General features: G+C 62.7%; 12 protein-coding genes and 1 pseudogene. 8 read left to right on the forward strand and 5 right to left on the reverse strand.

Annotated elements, in window-relative coordinates; translation table 11 throughout:
• Positions 1-6: 6 nt before the first annotated feature.
• The 3 genes and pseudogenes from gyrB to dnaA form a co-directional block, all read right to left on the reverse strand.
• Positions 7-2,479 (reverse strand): annotated as a pseudogene (gene gyrB / locus OKW30_RS18385) (DNA topoisomerase (ATP-hydrolyzing) subunit B).
• A 114-nt stretch (positions 2,480-2,593) separates the two neighbouring features.
• Complete coding sequence (dnaN, locus tag OKW30_RS18390) at positions 2,594-3,697, reverse strand: DNA polymerase III subunit beta (RefSeq protein WP_090802283.1); 1,104 nt, start codon at positions 3,695-3,697, stop codon at positions 2,594-2,596.
• 530 nt (positions 3,698-4,227) lie between these two features.
• Positions 4,228-5,826 (reverse strand): chromosomal replication initiator protein DnaA, encoded by a 1,599-nt coding sequence (gene dnaA / locus OKW30_RS18395; protein ID WP_221309137.1) that lies wholly within the window; start codon positions 5,824-5,826, stop codon positions 4,228-4,230.
• A gap of 383 nt (positions 5,827-6,209) precedes the next feature.
• Here dnaA and rpmH point away from each other — a divergent pair, with 383 nt between their 5' ends.
• From rpmH to yidC, 4 genes are all read left to right on the forward strand, one after another.
• Positions 6,210-6,344: a 50S ribosomal protein L34 gene (gene rpmH / locus OKW30_RS18400; RefSeq protein ID WP_004198824.1), complete on the forward strand. Its 135-nt coding sequence runs from the start codon at positions 6,210-6,212 to the stop codon at positions 6,342-6,344.
• Positions 6,345-6,363: 19 nt separating this feature from the next.
• Positions 6,364-6,843 (forward strand): ribonuclease P protein component, encoded by a 480-nt coding sequence (locus tag OKW30_RS18405; protein ID WP_409340042.1) that lies wholly within the window; start codon positions 6,364-6,366, stop codon positions 6,841-6,843.
• Between the two features lie 112 nt (positions 6,844-6,955).
• Entirely contained in the window at positions 6,956-7,186 is a 231-nt protein-coding gene (gene yidD / locus OKW30_RS18410) for a membrane protein insertion efficiency factor YidD (protein WP_167050029.1), read from the forward strand.
• A gap of 30 nt (positions 7,187-7,216) precedes the next feature.
• Positions 7,217-8,875, forward strand: coding sequence for a membrane protein insertase YidC (gene yidC, locus OKW30_RS18415; protein ID WP_429347325.1), 1,659 nt, complete (start codon positions 7,217-7,219; stop codon positions 8,873-8,875).
• A gap of 137 nt (positions 8,876-9,012) precedes the next feature.
• Here the strand turns inward: yidC and OKW30_RS18420 are convergent, their stop codons facing one another.
• Positions 9,013-9,420: a helix-turn-helix domain-containing protein gene (locus tag OKW30_RS18420; RefSeq protein ID WP_018418931.1), complete on the reverse strand. Its 408-nt coding sequence runs from the start codon at positions 9,418-9,420 to the stop codon at positions 9,013-9,015.
• 381 nt (positions 9,421-9,801) lie between these two features.
• Here OKW30_RS18420 and mnmE point away from each other — a divergent pair, with 381 nt between their 5' ends.
• From mnmE to OKW30_RS18435, 3 genes are all read left to right on the forward strand, one after another.
• Positions 9,802-11,196: a tRNA uridine-5-carboxymethylaminomethyl(34) synthesis GTPase MnmE gene (gene mnmE, locus OKW30_RS18425; protein WP_184069927.1), complete on the forward strand. Its 1,395-nt coding sequence runs from the start codon at positions 9,802-9,804 to the stop codon at positions 11,194-11,196.
• Positions 11,197-11,379: 183 nt separating this feature from the next.
• On the forward strand, positions 11,380-12,549 hold the full coding sequence (locus tag OKW30_RS18430; RefSeq protein ID WP_184069925.1) for a tyrosine-type recombinase/integrase: 1,170 nt from the start codon (positions 11,380-11,382) through the stop codon (positions 12,547-12,549).
• A 267-nt stretch (positions 12,550-12,816) separates the two neighbouring features.
• Positions 12,817-12,978 carry a hypothetical protein gene (locus OKW30_RS18435; RefSeq protein WP_167368611.1) on the forward strand — a complete coding sequence of 54 codons (162 nt, stop codon included), beginning with the start codon at positions 12,817-12,819 and terminating at the stop codon, positions 12,976-12,978.
• Positions 12,979-13,077: 99 nt separating this feature from the next.
• On the opposite strand, the gene OKW30_RS18440 is transcribed toward OKW30_RS18435, so the two are convergent.
• On the reverse strand, positions 13,078-13,407 hold the full coding sequence (locus OKW30_RS18440) for an ecotin precursor (RefSeq protein ID WP_090802296.1): 330 nt from the start codon (positions 13,405-13,407) through the stop codon (positions 13,078-13,080).
• A gap of 285 nt (positions 13,408-13,692) precedes the next feature.
• On the opposite strand from OKW30_RS18440, the gene OKW30_RS18445 reads away from it, so the two are divergent.
• Entirely contained in the window at positions 13,693-14,808 is a 1,116-nt protein-coding gene (locus tag OKW30_RS18445; RefSeq protein WP_184069923.1) for a diguanylate cyclase, read from the forward strand.
• Positions 14,809-14,832 lie beyond the last annotated feature (24 nt).

Genomic DNA, 14,832 nt, shown 5'->3' on the forward strand with positions numbered 1-14,832 from the left:
CCACCCTCAAACGTCGATATTCCCCGCCCTCAACGCATTCGACTCAATAAAAGCCCTGCGCGGCTCCACATCATCCCCCATGAGCGTAGTAAAGATGCCATCAGCAGCAATAGCATCCTCAATCTGCACCCGAAGAAGACGCCGCACCGCAGGATCCATAGTCGTCTCCCAAAGCTGCTCCGGATTCATCTCCCCGAGGCCTTTATAGCGCTGCTTGGACATGTTCCTCTCAGCATCAGCCAGCAGCCACTTCATCGCACTCTTAAAGTCGGTGACAGCCATACTCCGCTCCTCCACGCTTGATCACAGCGCCAGAGCCAATCAACCCCTTGAACGTATTAGCGGTCGTCACAAGCTGCTGATAATCCGCAGTCAACTGAAACTCTTCATCGATCACAGAAATCTTCTGATTCCCATGATGCGTCCGCGCGACGCGCAGCGAGCGCAGCTCCCGCACAGGGTCATACATCGTGGTCACGGTCACCTCAGGCTTCAACGCATCATCCCGCAGCTTCGCTTCGAGCGCGCGCGCCGAAGCCTCGGCCGCCTGCTCACTGGACAGATCGATAGCAACCCCATCCATCACGGCCTCGAGCGCACCCGCGTCATACAGCCGGCTCAACCGATCAACCACTGCCTGCGCCAACAGATAAGCCCGAGCCAACTCACCCAACGCATCCCCGGTAATCGGAGTCGCACCTTCAGAAGCCACCAACTCCGACCCCTGCAACGCGAGCCGAAGAATATGAGCGTTGACTTCCGACTCATCCTTCAGATACCGCTCATCCTTCCCTGCCTTGATCTTGTAAAGCGGCGGCTGCGCGATATAGATATACCCTCGCTCGATCATCTCCGGCATCTGCCGATAGAAGAACGTCAACAACAGCGTCCGAATGTGCGCGCCATCGACGTCAGCATCGGTCATGATGATGATGCGGTGATAGCGCAGCTTGTCGAGGTTGTAGTCTTCCTTACCGATCCCGCACCCAAGCGCGGTAATCAGCGTAACGATCTGCTCGGAAGAAAGCAGCTTGTCGTAGCGCGCCTTCTCGACGTTCAGCACCTTGCCGCGCAGCGGCAAGATAGCCTGAAACTTCCGATCACGCCCCTGCTTCGCCGACCCACCCGCCGAGTCACCCTCGACGATATAAATCTCCGACTTCGCCGGGTCCTTCTCCTGGCAATCGGCGAGCTTCCCGGGCAAACCGACGCCATCGAGCACGCCCTTACGGCGCGTCATCTCACGCGCCTTGCGCGCCGCGTCGCGCGCACGCGCCGCATCGACGATCTTGCCGCAGATGATCTTCGCGTCGGCCGGCGTCTCGAGCAGGAATTCCTCGAGCGCCTTTGCGACCACTTCTTCCACCGGCGCGCGCACTTCCGACGACACCAGCTTGTCCTTCGTCTGCGAGCTGAACTTCGGCTCCGGCACCTTCACCGACAGCACGCACGACAGCCCTTCACGCATGTCGTCGCCCGAGGTCTCGACCTTTGCCTTCTTCGCGACTTCGTGATCGGCGATGTACTTGTTCAGCACGCGCGTCATCGCCGCACGCAGACCGGTAAGGTGCGTGCCGCCATCGCGCTGCGGAATGTTGTTCGTGAAGCACAGCACGTTTTCGTTGTAGCTGTCGTTCCACTGCATCGCCACTTCGACGCCCACACTATCCTTCTCGCCCATGATGTGGAAGATGTTCGGGTGCAGCACGGACTTGTTCTTGTTGATGTACTCGACAAAACCCTTCACGCCGCCGACGAACGCGAAATCCTCTTCCTTACCCGAGCGCTGATCCACCAATCGAATCCGCACGCCGTTATTGAGGAACGAAAGCTCACGAATCCGCTTCGCGAGAATGTCGTAGTGGTATTCAACATTGCCGAAAATCTTTTCATCGGCCATGAAATGCACTTCGGTGCCGCGGTTTTCGGTGTCGCCGATCACCTGTATCGGCGACGTGGTCACGCCGTCGATCTCTTCGAGCACGCGGTTCTGCGGCACACCACGGTGGAATTCCATGAAGTGCTTCTTGCCGTCGCGGCGCACGGTGAGGCGCAACCACGCCGACAGCGCGTTCACGCAGGACACGCCCACGCCGTGCAGGCCGCCCGACACCTTGTAACTGTTCTGGTCGAACTTGCCGCCGGCGTGCAGCTCGGTCATCACGATTTCGGCGGCGCTGCGCTTCGGATCGTGCTTGTCGTCCATCTTGAGGCCGGTCGGCACGCCGCGGCCGTTGTCGGTGATCGACACGGAGTTGTCCGCGTGGATGATCACCTGGATGTCGTTGCAATGGCCGGCGAGCGCTTCGTCGATCGAGTTGTCGAGCACTTCGAACACGAGGTGGTGCAAACCGGTGCCATCCGATGTATCCCCGATGTACATCCCAGGCCGCTTGCGCACGGCTTCCAGACCTTCGAGGATCTGGATGGACGAGGCGCCGTAGCTGTTATCGGGCTGCGTATTGTTCGTTTCAGTCATGGATTTTTTCCGGTTCTGCGTTACTGCAAGGTTGCTGCTCTGGACTTTTCAAAACGCCATAAAAACGCCAAAGGGGCGCTGCGCCCCTTGGTGTTCTTCTTGATGTTGGACGCGTCAGATGCGCATCGGCATCACCACGTACTTGAATTCGTCGTTCTCGGGAATCGTGATCAATGCGCTGGAGCTGGCATCACCCAGGCTCACCTGCAGCATGTCGACCTTCAAATTCGCGAGCACGTCGAGCAGATACGTGACGTTGAACCCGATATCGACGCTGTCGCCGTCGTATGCGATTTCCAGTTCTTCCTGCGCCTCTTCCTGATCGGCGTTGGTCGACATGATCTTCAACTGGCCCGGCTCGACGATGCAGCGCACGCCCTTGAACTTATCCGACGTCAGAATCGCCGCGCGTTGCAGCGAACGCTGCAGTTCTTCGCGGCCAATCTGGAATTTGTTCTTGTGCGACTTCGGAATCACGCGCTGGAAGTCGGGGAACTTGCCTTCCACGAGCTTCGACACGAGTTCAACCTGACCGAACGTGAACTTGACCTGCGTCTGCGCGATGTCAATCTTCAGCGTGTCGTCGATGTCTTCGAGCAGGCGCTGCAGTTCGAGAATCGTCTTGCGCGGAATGATCACTTCGTGGCGCGCGAAGGAGCCCTCGATCTTCATCGACGAGAACGCGAGGCGGTGACCGTCGGTCGCGACCGCCATCAGCTGATCGCCGTCCACCACCAGCAGCATGCCGTTCAGGTAGTAGCGGATGTCCTGCTGGGCCATCGAGAAATGGACCATGCCGAGCAGCTGGCGGAACGTCTTTTGAGGAACCACCAGGCTCGCGCCGTAGTCCTTGGCCTGAGCGACGGTCGGGAATTCGTCCGCGGCGAGCGTCTGCAGCGCAAAGCGGCTCTTGCCGGATTGCACGGTCAGACGCTTGTCGTTCAGCGTCAGCGTGACCTGGCCGTCAGGCATCGCGCGCAGAATGTCGAGGAGCTTGCGCGCCGCCACCGTGGTCGCGACCGAATCGCCGCCCACGCCGAAATCGGCGCGCGTGGTGATCTGCAACTCCAGGTCGGTCGACAGGAACGATACGTCAGGACCGTTCTTGGTGATCAGCAAATTGGCGAGGATCGGCAACGTATGGCGGCGTTCGACGATGCCGCTCACGGTTTGCAGCGGCCTGAGGAGGTTGTCGCGTTCGGTCTTGACCAGTTGCATAGGGTTCCTTCGTTGATATAACGGCCTGCACGCCTTACGGGACAAGCTTTTCAGCGCGCAGCCACGGCTCCCCGTCGGCGCCCTGAAAAGCGCCCGACACGGCGTGAAATCCGCCCGTCGCCGCCGGGCGGTTAAACCTGTATTGTGCCTGAAAACGGGACCGCCTCACTAAAATGGGGGCGAGTTCGGGAATAAACAGGTCGATTTTGTAGGGCGTGGTCCGGGCTGCCGCCGACTTGTCGCGCCGCTGCGCGGCGCTACCGGTTCGCAGGCTCGTTGTTCCGCCACTTCTGGCCGGTTGCGCCGCAAATTCGTCACGGGTTTGCCGCGCTTTTTACGTCGCTTCTGCCCGCTTACCGTCGCGTTCCTTGTCATTTCCCGTTCGGACCCGACAGCGCCGCCGGGTTGCGGGTCACCTGCCCGTTTCTCGATTTACAGCGTTTTCGCGGCCTCATTCAAACCACTGCGTAGCCGCTTCCAGCGTTTCCTGCCGCCGACGTCCGTTTCACGGTCGCGTGCGGCCAGCCCGTTTAGCCCTTCAGCGTCTGCTCCAGCACGTGCAGTTCGTGATTCAGCTGCGCGTCCTTGCTGCGCTCGTCGGCGATCTTGCGCACCGCGTGCAGCACCGTCGTGTGGTCGCGCCCGCCGAACAGCTCGCCGATTTCCGGCAGACTCTTCTGCGTCAATTCCTTCGCCAGGTACATCGCGATCTGCCGCGGCCGCGCGATGTTCGCCGGACGCTTCTTCGAATACATGTCCGCGACCTTGATGCTGTAGAAGTCGGCGACCGTTTTCTGGATGTTTTCCACCGAAATCTGCCGGTTCTGCACCGTCAGCAGGTCTTTCAGCGCTTCCTTGGTCAGTTCGATCGTGATTTCGCGGCCGTGGAACTTCGAATACGCGAGGATCTTGCGCAGCGCGCCCTCGAGCTCGCGCACGTTCGAGCGGAGATGCTTCGCGACGAAGAACGCGACGTCCTCATTCAGGCTCACGAACTCCGATTGCGCCTTGCGCATCAGGATCGCGACGCGCATTTCGAGTTCGGGCGGCTCGATCGCCACCGTCAGGCCGGAGTCGAAGCGCGAGATCAGGCGATCGTCGATACCCGAGATTTCCTTCGGATACGTATCGCTCGTGATGATCACTTGCGCCTTGTTGGCGACCAGCGCCTCAAAAGCGTAGAAGAATTCCTCCTGCGTGCGCGACTTGCCCGAGAAGAACTGAATATCGTCGATCAGCAGCAGGTCGAGCGAGTGGTAGTAGCGCTTGAAGTCGTCGAACGCCTTGCGCTGGTACGCTTTCACGACATCGGACACGTACTGTTCCGCGTGGATGTAGCGAATCCGCGCGCCGGGTTTGTCCATCAGCAACTGATTTCCGATAGCATGGATCAGGTGTGTCTTGCCGAGGCCCACGCCACCGTACAGGAACAGCGGGTTATACGAAATGCCGGGGTTGTCGGCGACCTGGATCGCCGCGGCGCGTGCGAGCTGATTCGCCTTACCGGTCACGAAGTTGTCGAAGGTCAGCACGGGGTTCAGCTTCGAGCGCTCGTACATCGAGTCGCTCTCGCTGGATGCCGTGGCGCCCACGCCTTGGCCTGGGCGCCACGTGCGACGTCCGGCGGCGGCTTCGTTCGCGTCCAGGCTCGGCAGATCGAGATCTGCAACGTCTTCGGCGGCGCTGCGCGAATTCGCGTTTTGCGCTGCGAGCGCCGCAGCCGCGGCTGCGGGATTCGCGCGCGCGGCATGCGCGGCGTGCACGGCGCCGACAGCCGCATCGACGGCCGCGACGCCGCCGGCATTACCGCCCTGCGGCGCGGCCGAAGCCGGGCGTGCCGACGACGGAGCCGGCGCCGCGGCCGTTGGGCTACGCATGCCGGCCTTCGGATCCAATACGAATTGCACGTCCACCGGCGCATGCCAGAAATCGCGGGCCATATCCGCGATGCGGCCGGAGAACTGGCTCTTGACCCAGTCGAGCTTGAAGCGGTTCGGCGCGGCAATGCTCAACGTGTTCGCATCGGCGTCGAAGGCGACCGGGGCCAAGGGTTTGATCCACGTCACGTACTGCTGGGGCGTAAGCTCACGCTCCAGCAATGCGGAACAGTGTTGCCAGAATTCGTTCATCAAGTTGCTATCGTTATGGTGTGCACGGCGGTCGCCGCTGCCCCTGTCGCGCACGCGCAACAAGGCCCTGAGCAGCCAGGCGTAACGGCCCCAGGCGCCTGTGCCACAAGGGTCTGCGGGACAAGCGTGCCGGAGCGGCGTGCAACATTTTTGGGAAGTAAGGCGAGATTCTAACGCCAAAACGAACCCGAAAGTGAGTTATCCACAGGGACCGATCGCTTGGGCCGGCAACCCCCGGCTGCGCCAGACGACGGCTAAACTATTGACGGCCAACGGAAAACCAGTTTAAATAGCGGGTTCCGCGAAAACCAATTTCAGTAAACCACCGGCCATTGCGCTTTCAGCGATGATCGCGCGGTTTTTTTCGATCAAGTGAGAGCAACATGAAACGTACTTACCAACCTTCCGTTACCCGTCGCAAGCGCACCCATGGCTTCCGCGTTCGCATGAAGACCGCTGGCGGCCGCAAGGTCATCAACGCACGTCGCGCGAAGGGCCGCAAGCGCCTCGCGATCTAAGGCAAGCGGATTGCGCGCTGTGACCGAAACCCGCGGCGAAGCGGGAGCGGCCGGGGCGCAGCAACCGGGCTCGGTTCCGTTGCGAGCGCAAGCCGCCTTCCCCAAAGCCGCAAGGCTGCTAAAAACGGATGAATTTTCATCCGTTTTTCGTTTGCGGCCGTGGCGCCGTACCGCACACTTCGTCGTGTACGGCCGGCCCACCGGCAACGAGGCGCGTCTTGGCCTCGTGATCGGTAAGAAGTATGCGCCGCGCGCGGCTACGCGGAATCTGGTGCGCCGGATCGCGCGCGAAGCCTTCCGGCTGCGTCGCACGGAATTCGGCGGTTGGGATGTGCTGCTGCGTCTACACGCGCGTTTCGACAAAAAAGCTTTGCCGAGCGCGTCGTCGTCGCCGTTGAAGGCGCTGTGCCGCAGCGAAATCGAGGCGCTGCTCGACAAGGCAGCGCGCGAAATTACCCGTCGTCAGGCGCCGCCCGCGGAGGCGCCCAGGACGGAATGACGCAGTGACCGCCCGCACCACGGTCGCCGCAACGGGCGTTGCGCCGGCAGCCTCAGAGCGCGGGCGTCGTCCTGTACTTCACGTTGCGCGGCGCCGTACGGCCGCACCTGCCATGCAAACGGTACTCTTCGCTTTATTGCGCTTTTACAAGCTTGCCGTGAGCCCCATGCTCGGCAACCGGTGCCGTTTTTACCCTTCCTGCTCTGATTACGCGCGCGAGGCAATCCAGTATCATGGCGCCGCGCGCGGGACTTATCTCGCCGTGAGGCGTGTTTGCCGCTGCCACCCGTTTTCCGCGGGCGGCATCGATCTCGTCCCGCCACCCACTTCTGAAAAGCGCTGACGCGCCGTTCCATCGACACTGAGACAACGCATGGATATCAAACGCACCGTCCTATGGGTCATCTTTTTCATGTCAGCTGTCATGCTGTTCGACAACTGGCAACGCGACCACGGACGCCCGTCGATGTTCTTCCCGAGCACGACGCCGACCCAGACCGCCGGCAGCGCCGCGCCGGGCACCACGACACAGGGCACCCAGCCGGCCGATCTGCCGACAACCAACGCGGCCGCGCCGGGCAACGCGCCAGCGGCCGAGCAATCGCAGCTCGTGAAGTTCGGCACCGACGTCTATAGCGGCGAAATCGACACCCGCGGTGCCACATTGTCGCGCCTGTCGCTCGTCAAGCAGGGCGACGGCAAGCAGCCGGATCTCGTGATCACGCTGTTCGACAAGACGAACAATCACACGTATCTGGCGCGCACCGGCCTGCTCGGCGGTGACTTCCCGAATCACAACGACATCTTTACGCTGATGCCGAATCAGCCGACCCATCTGGCCGACGGCCAGAACTCGTTCCAGATGAGCTTCGAGTCGCCGGAAAAGGGCGGCCTCCGGGTCATCAAGACGTATACGTTCACGCGCGGCAGCTACGTGATCGGCGTCGAGACGAAGGTCCAGAACGTCGGCACCACGCCGGTGACGCCGCAGCTCTATATGGAACTCGTGCGCGACGACCAGCCGGTCGAAACGCCGCGCTTCTCGCACACGTTCATCGGACCGGCTGTCTACACGAACGAGCATCACTTCCAGAAGATGACGTTCAGCGATCTCGACAAGAACAAGGAAAACTTCGCGACGTCGGCCAACGACGGCTGGGTCGCGATGGTCCAGCACTACTTCGCGTCGGCCTGGATTCCGCAGGAAGGCGTGAAGCGCGAGTTCTACGCCGAGAAGATCGATCCGTCGCTGTATCGCGTCGGCATGAAGGAGGCGATGCCGACCATTCAACCGGGCCAGACCGTCAGCGTGTCCGCGCGTCTGTTCGCCGGTCCGGAAGAAGAAAAGATGCTCGCAGGTATCGCGCCGGGTCTCGATCTGGTGAAGGACTACGGCTGGGTCACGATCATCGCGAAGCCGCTGTTCTGGCTGCTGTCGAAGATCCACAGCTATGTCGGCAACTGGGGCTGGTCGATCGTGCTGCTCACGGTGCTGATCAAGGCGGTGTTCTTCCCGCTGTCGGCCGCGAGCTACAAGTCGATGGCGCGCATGAAGGCGATCACGCCGCGCATGCAGGCGCTGCGCGAGCGTTTCAAGGGCGATCCGCAGAAGATGAACGCGGCGCTGATGGAGCTGTACAAGACCGAGAAGGTCAATCCGTTCGGCGGCTGTCTGCCGGTCGTGATCCAGATCCCGGTGTTCATCTCGCTGTACTGGGTGTTGCTGTCGTCGGTGGAAATGCGCGGCGCGCCGTGGATTCTATGGATCCAGGATCTGTCGCAGCAGGACCCGTACTTCATCCTGCCGATCCTGATGGCCGTGTCGATGTTCCTGCAGACCCGCTTGAACCCGACGCCGCCGGACCCAGTTCAGGCGAAGATGATGATGTTCATGCCGATCGCGTTCTCGGTGATGTTCTTCTTCTTCCCCGCAGGTCTCGTGTTGTACTACGTCGTGAACAACGTGCTGTCGATCGCGCAGCAGTACTACATCACGCGGATGATGGGCAGCTCGAAGGCGAAGCCGGCCTGATGTTCCGTCCGGTGGCGGCCCGCAGGGCCGCCGTGACGCAAGCTCAAAACAAAAAGCCGCCCGGTGCGAACCGGGCGGCTTTTTTTATGGTGCGGTTGTAGGAAATGCGGCGGGCGGCTGCGCTTGAGTTTCGTCGTTCACTCTTCGTCGGAATCTTCGCCGTAAAAACGCACGATCATTTCCTCGACCAGATTCCGGTCCTTCGGGGTCAACGATGCGATCTTCGAAGCGAGTTCGATCGTTTCGGGTGTCGGCGGATATTTTTCGCCACGTGCCATCGGTCGTGCGCTGGCGCCGGGCGGTGGTCCGTAATGGAGCCAGTGCTCCTTGACGTTCAACCATTCGGCGAGCGTGCGCAACTTGTCCGGCTTCGGGATCGTCGTGCCCGTCAGCCATTTGTGTGCGGTCTGGGGCGTCACGGGCCGCTCGCCGTAATAGCGAAGATTGAATTGCTCGGCGAGTTTGGTCCCGCCGCGGATTTTCAGCGGCTCCAGCAGATCCTTCAGCCTCTTGGCGAAGGCGGCTTTTTCTTTGTCGGTCGGCATGGGCCAGATTGTGCAATTCGGAGTTCAGCCAGTTGACAACCGATCAAGCTTTGTTTTCTCTTATTTGAGATAGTTTTAGCTTGCAGCGCGCGCCCCATAACGCATTGCGCGAATTTATTTTTTTCATCTCTCGACTGCCAGGCTTGGCTTTGCCTGAACTGCAGTTCCTGCCGAGTCTCAATAATTCCCAAGTAGCGCGGTAATAATCCTAGCTTAATTGGGATAAATCTGAGTTGTTCAAACGATAGGGGCGAACGGGCACGTCATCCGCTTCGCGTCCTTGTCGCCAGCCCTTCCGTGCGAGGCGCGCGCGTTACAATGCCTCGCGCCGGCTCGACCGCCGCGGCCCTGCCCTTCCCCTCCCGTTTCGCCCGACTTCACATGCTCACGACCGACTCCGATTCCATCGTTGCCATTGCTACCGCGCCCGGCCGGGGAGGCATCGGCGTCGTGCGGATTTCGTTCGGCCGCGCTGGCGCGGCGGCGGCCCAGCCGTTGATGCAGGCCCTCACCGGCCAGACGCTCGCGGCGCGTCACGCGAGCTACGTGCCGTTTCTCGACGCGAGCGGCAATCCGCTCGATCGCGGCATCGCGCTGTACTTTCCGGCGCCGCATTCGTACACCGGCGAGCACGTGCTTGAACTGCAAGGCCATGGCGGCCCGGTCGTGCTGCAATTGGTCCTGCAGCGCTGCATCGACGCCGGCCGCGCGTTCGGTCTACGGCTCGCCGAGCCCGGCGAATTCACGCGTCGCGCGTTTCTGAACGACAAGCTCGACCTCGCGCAGGCCGAGGCCGTCGCCGATCTGATCGAGGCGAGCACCGAGGCCGCCGCGCGTTCGGCCGGCCGCTCGCTCGACGGCGCGTTCTCGCGCGACATCCACGCGCTGGTCGAAGAGGTGATCACGCTGCGGATGCTGGTCGAAGCGACGCTCGACTTCCCGGAAGAGGAAATCGACTTCCTCGAAGCCGCCGACGCGCGCGGCAAGCTCGTGCGCATACGCGAGCGTCTCGCGCACGTGCTGAGCGAGGCGCGCCAAGGCGCGTTGCTGCGCGAAGGTTTGTCGGTCGTGCTGGCGGGGCAGCCGAACGTCGGCAAGTCGTCGTTGCTGAATGCGCTCGCCGGCGCCGAACTCGCGATCGTCACGCCGATCGCTGGCACGACGCGCGACAAGGTAGCGCAGACGATCCAGATCGAAGGCATCCCGCTGCACGTGATCGACACGGCCGGCCTGCGCGAGACCGAGGACGAGGTCGAGAAGATCGGCATCGAGCGCACGTGGGGCGAGATCGAGCGCGCGGACGTGGTGCTGCATCTGCTCGACGCGCGCGCCGGAATGACGGCCGGCGACGAAACGATCGCCGGACGCTTTCCGCGCGGCGTGCCCGTCGTCCGCGTGCTGAACAAGACCGACCTGACAGGGCTCGCGCCCGCGACGCAGGCGCTCGACGCCGACCTCGAACTTAGCGAGGTGCGGCTGTCGGCGAAGAAGGGTGACGGCGTCGCGCTGCTGCGCGACGAACTGCTGCGGATTGCCGGCTGGCAGGCGGGCGCGGAGAGCGTCTATCTCGCGCGCGAGCGGCACCTGATCGCGTTGCGCGCGGCCGACGAGCATCTGGCGACCGCCGCCGTGCATGCGGAGCAGAACGCGCAGGCGCTCGATCTGTTCGCCGAGGAATTGCGGCTCGCGCAGGATCAACTGAACTCGATCACCGGTGAGTTCAGTTCGGACGATCTGCTCGGCGTGATTTTCAGCCGATTCTGTATCGGCAAGTAACGCCGAACTTGTGCGTCGGCGCAATCCGGCCGTCATATAGGCTCTCGCGGCCGAATCGGCGCCGCTGCCGCACACGCGAAAATCGCACTCCGTCGACCAAAAACCCGCCGGATTTTTGGTACACAACCGGGCAAGGGTTTAGAATCCAGCTATCCGAGCCTAAACGTACAGCGTCCCCAAAGCATGCCCCGCCTCGCCACCCCGCTCACCGAATCCGAGATCCGCGCGCTCGAACCGCGCGCGACCCGCTACTGCGTCGCCGACGGCAACGGCCTCGTGATCGAGGTCATGACGACCGGCACCAAGGTCTGGCGCTTCCGCTATACGTTGAACGGCAAGCGTCAGCCGCTCGCGACCATCGGCGATTACCGGATGATTTCGCTGCGCGTCGCGCGCGCGAAGGCGCAGAGGTACGCGGCGCTCGTCGCGCAGGGCATCTCGCCGGTCGCAACCGCGCGGCGCGATCGCGGTGCCGAGAGCAAGGCCGACGTGCTGCGCGAAGCGGCCGAGCTTTATCTCGCGACGGCGCTGGCCGGCAAGTCGGATGAATATCGCCGCACCACGCGGCGCGCGCTCGACAAGGACGTGCTGCCCGCGATCGGCAACAAGCCGATCGGCGCGGTCACCGCTGACGACGTCGTCGCGATCTGCGAGCGCATCAAAAGCCGCGGCTCGCCGAAAATGGCGCTGCACACGCGCAACGTCGTGAAGCGTCTGTACGCATACCTGATCGCGCGCCAGCTCGCGACCGGCAATCCCGCGGAAGTCGTACCGGCGCGCTCGATCGCGACCTTCGACAGCCGCACCCGCGTGCTGTCCGGCGCCGAGATCGGTGTCATGCTGCGCACGATCGACACATCCAATATCCGCCGTCCGCTGAAGCTCGCGCTGCATCTGCTGGTGCTGACGATGGCACGCAAAGCGGACCTCGTCGAATCGACATGGGCCGAGTTCGATCTCGACAACGCGCTGTGGACGATCCCCGCCGCGCGCCTGAACGCGCGCGAGGACCGCGTCGTCCGTTTGCCGCGTCAGGCGGTTGCGCTGCTGCGCGAGCTGCAGCGCGGGCGCACCAGCGAGACGTTCGTGTTCCCGAGCGTCAGGGGCGACGATCGGCCGATCGCGAAAAGCACGCTGAACCAGGCAGTCAAGGCATTGGGGCTCGACGTGGAGCATTTCGTGCTACACGACTTTCGTCGCACCGCGTCGTCGCATCTGCGCGACATGGAACAGCAAACAGCTGCGGGGGGCGACATCGCGAAGCGTGAAGCAACCGACGAAGCGGCGTGGCAGCGTCGCATGCTTCAGAGTTGGGCGGACTTTGTCGATAGCCAGATGGAAGTCGCGCGGTAGACGGCGAACGGGACGGCTTGACGGCATTGTCATGGGTTTTGGCGCCATGTGACGCTTGCCGTCAGGCCGGTAACAGGATGGTACACAGGCTAATGCGACCTCGCCCAGACGCTAAGCAAATAAAGGAAAACTCATCAAAAGAACAGGTTTCCAAACCGGGCGCAAATGCGCCTTTTTTCGCTTCTCTGGACCGTTTGACATCGTCGTTCTTTCCCCGCTTCCTTCGCCTACACTGAGAGATGGATGCAAGCCGATACGGAGGTTCCGATGCCTGAATCAATGCTCGCTTATCTGATGGGGCCCGCCGTCATGCTGGTGGTCGGCCTTGCCATCTGGATGATGTCGCGTCACCGCGACCCGTCCAGACCGCCCAAGCTCGAGCGCTGGCTCGACACGCATTACGCGGAGTGGCTGCATCACAAGCATTAAGCCGTGCCTCAAATGGAAAAAGGCCGTCGCATTGGGCGACGGCCTTTTTGTCTGCGCGTTGTTCGGCTGAATCATCCGCGCATCAGAGCCTCGCCGCGCTCACCACTGCGGCTCGGGTTGCGGTTGCGCATAGCCGTACTGTCCGGGCGGCGGTGCGCCGCACGCGACATAGGCGCGCTGATACTGGTCGTAGCAATATCCGGGCGGCGGTGCCACGTAAGCCGGCGCGGGCTGGTACGCGGGCTCGGCATAGACCGGCTGCGGATACGCGACCACCGGCGCCGGCGTCAACGCCGAGGTGACCACCGCGCCCAGCACCGCGCCGCCAATCAGCGCACCCACCACATCACCGCCGTGTCCGTGCGCGGACGCCTGGCCCGCCACCGTCAAACTACCCGCCATTACCAACGCCACTGCGATCTTTTTCATATTGAGCTCCCGCCGTTCAGGCATGGACGAATTGTCGCCGGCGCGCGCGGAAATAGATGCTGCAGTTGGTAACCGGAGATTAACTCTGTAACAGGTGCATAACGCTGGACGCGTGAGCCCACGCATGGCATTGCGCTGCATTTCATCCAGGCATCGCGGGGAAGATCGCCGCGCTGGCCTTGACGCGGGCGCCGACTATTATCTGACCAAGGGCAGTGGTCAACGAGCGCCTCGCCTCCCCGCAAGCTGACGTGCCCTCCCTGAACTTCATCCTGGCCGAACCACATGGACACCTCTAAACCGCCCCGGAACGCCGCAACGCTGCATCCCGCAGACGACGTGAGCCCGCAGGCGCACGCGCTCGTCGCTGAGGATGCGCCCAGTCTCGCCAGCGACGACGCGCTCGCGCGCATCCTCGCCGACCCGCCGGCGGCCGAGTGCCCGATCATGGTGCTGCTGGTCGGCGACCACGCGGTCATCGCCGAGGGGGTGCGCGAGGCGCTCGCCGACGAGGCGGGCATCGACTTTCGCTACTGCGCGTCATGGGAAGACGCGGTGCGCTGCGCCGAGGAAACGCGCGCGACGGTGATCCTGCAAGATCTCGTGATGCCGGGCACCGACGGTCTGACGCTGGTGCGGCAATACCGGCTGAATGCCGCCACTCGCGACATCCCGATCGTCGTGCTGTCGACCAACGAAGAGCCGCTCGTCAAAAGCGCGGCGTTCGCGGCCGGTTCGAGCGACTACCTCGTGAAGCTGCCCGACCGCATCGAGCTGATAGCGCGCATCCGCTATCACTCGCGCTCGTACCTACACCTGCTGCAACGCGACGAGGCGTACCGCGCGCTGCGGCAATCTCAGCGACAACTGCTGGCGACGAATCTGGAGTTGCAGCGGCTCACGCATTCGGACGGTCTGACCGGCCTGTCGAACCGCCGCTACCTCGACCAGTATCTGGCCGCCGAATGGCACCGCGGCACCCGCGACAAGACCGGCCTCGGCCTCCTGATGATCGACGTCGATCACTTCAAGGCCTACAACGACACCTATGGGCACGTCGCCGGCGACGAAGTGCTGAAGAGCGTCGCGCATACGATCGAAGCGTGCCTCGGCCATTCACTGGATCTCGCCGCGCGCTTCGGCGGCGAGGAGTTCGCGGTGGTCGTGCCGGACACGTCGGCGGGCGGCTTGCGCCTGCTCGCGGAGAAAATCCGCATCGCGGTCGAAGACCGCGCGATCACCCATGCGGGCTCGGCAGAGGGCGTCGTCACGATCAGCATCGGCGCGGCGATGGTGGTGCCGTCGGCCGCCGAACCGGTCACGACGCTGATCGAGGCCGCCGGCGTCGGCCTGTATCGCGCGAAACACGACGGCAAGAATCAGGTGGCCGTGAGCGGCTGAGTCTGGCGCCGCCCTCCTCAACCT

The organism is Paraburkholderia sp. Clong3, assembly GCF_050436485.1.
Lineage (GTDB): Bacteria > Pseudomonadota > Gammaproteobacteria > Burkholderiales > Burkholderiaceae > Paraburkholderia > Paraburkholderia tuberum.

What these genes read in the sequence shown, in the direction of transcription:
- yidC (WP_429347325.1), top strand. Translation starts at nt 7,217, where the DNA reads ATGGATATCAAACGCACCGTCCTATGGGTCATCTTTTTCATGTCAGCT.
- OKW30_RS18440 (WP_090802296.1), bottom strand. Translation starts at nt 13,407, where the DNA reads ATGAAAAAGATCGCAGTGGCGTTGGTAATGGCGGGTAGTTTGACGGTG.
- yidD (WP_167050029.1), top strand. Translation starts at nt 6,956, where the DNA reads ATGCAAACGGTACTCTTCGCTTTATTGCGCTTTTACAAGCTTGCCGTG.
- dnaN (WP_090802283.1), bottom strand. Translation starts at nt 3,697, where the DNA reads ATGCAACTGGTCAAGACCGAACGCGACAACCTCCTCAGGCCGCTGCAA.
- OKW30_RS18435 (WP_167368611.1), top strand. Translation starts at nt 12,817, where the DNA reads ATGCCTGAATCAATGCTCGCTTATCTGATGGGGCCCGCCGTCATGCTG.
- rpmH (WP_004198824.1), top strand. Translation starts at nt 6,210, where the DNA reads ATGAAACGTACTTACCAACCTTCCGTTACCCGTCGCAAGCGCACCCAT.
- OKW30_RS18420 (WP_018418931.1), bottom strand. Translation starts at nt 9,420, where the DNA reads ATGCCGACCGACAAAGAAAAAGCCGCCTTCGCCAAGAGGCTGAAGGAT.
- mnmE (WP_184069927.1), top strand. Translation starts at nt 9,802, where the DNA reads ATGCTCACGACCGACTCCGATTCCATCGTTGCCATTGCTACCGCGCCC.
- OKW30_RS18430 (WP_184069925.1), top strand. Translation starts at nt 11,380, where the DNA reads ATGCCCCGCCTCGCCACCCCGCTCACCGAATCCGAGATCCGCGCGCTC.
- dnaA (WP_221309137.1), bottom strand. Translation starts at nt 5,826, where the DNA reads ATGAACGAATTCTGGCAACACTGTTCCGCATTGCTGGAGCGTGAGCTT.
- OKW30_RS18445 (WP_184069923.1), top strand. Translation starts at nt 13,693, where the DNA reads ATGGACACCTCTAAACCGCCCCGGAACGCCGCAACGCTGCATCCCGCA.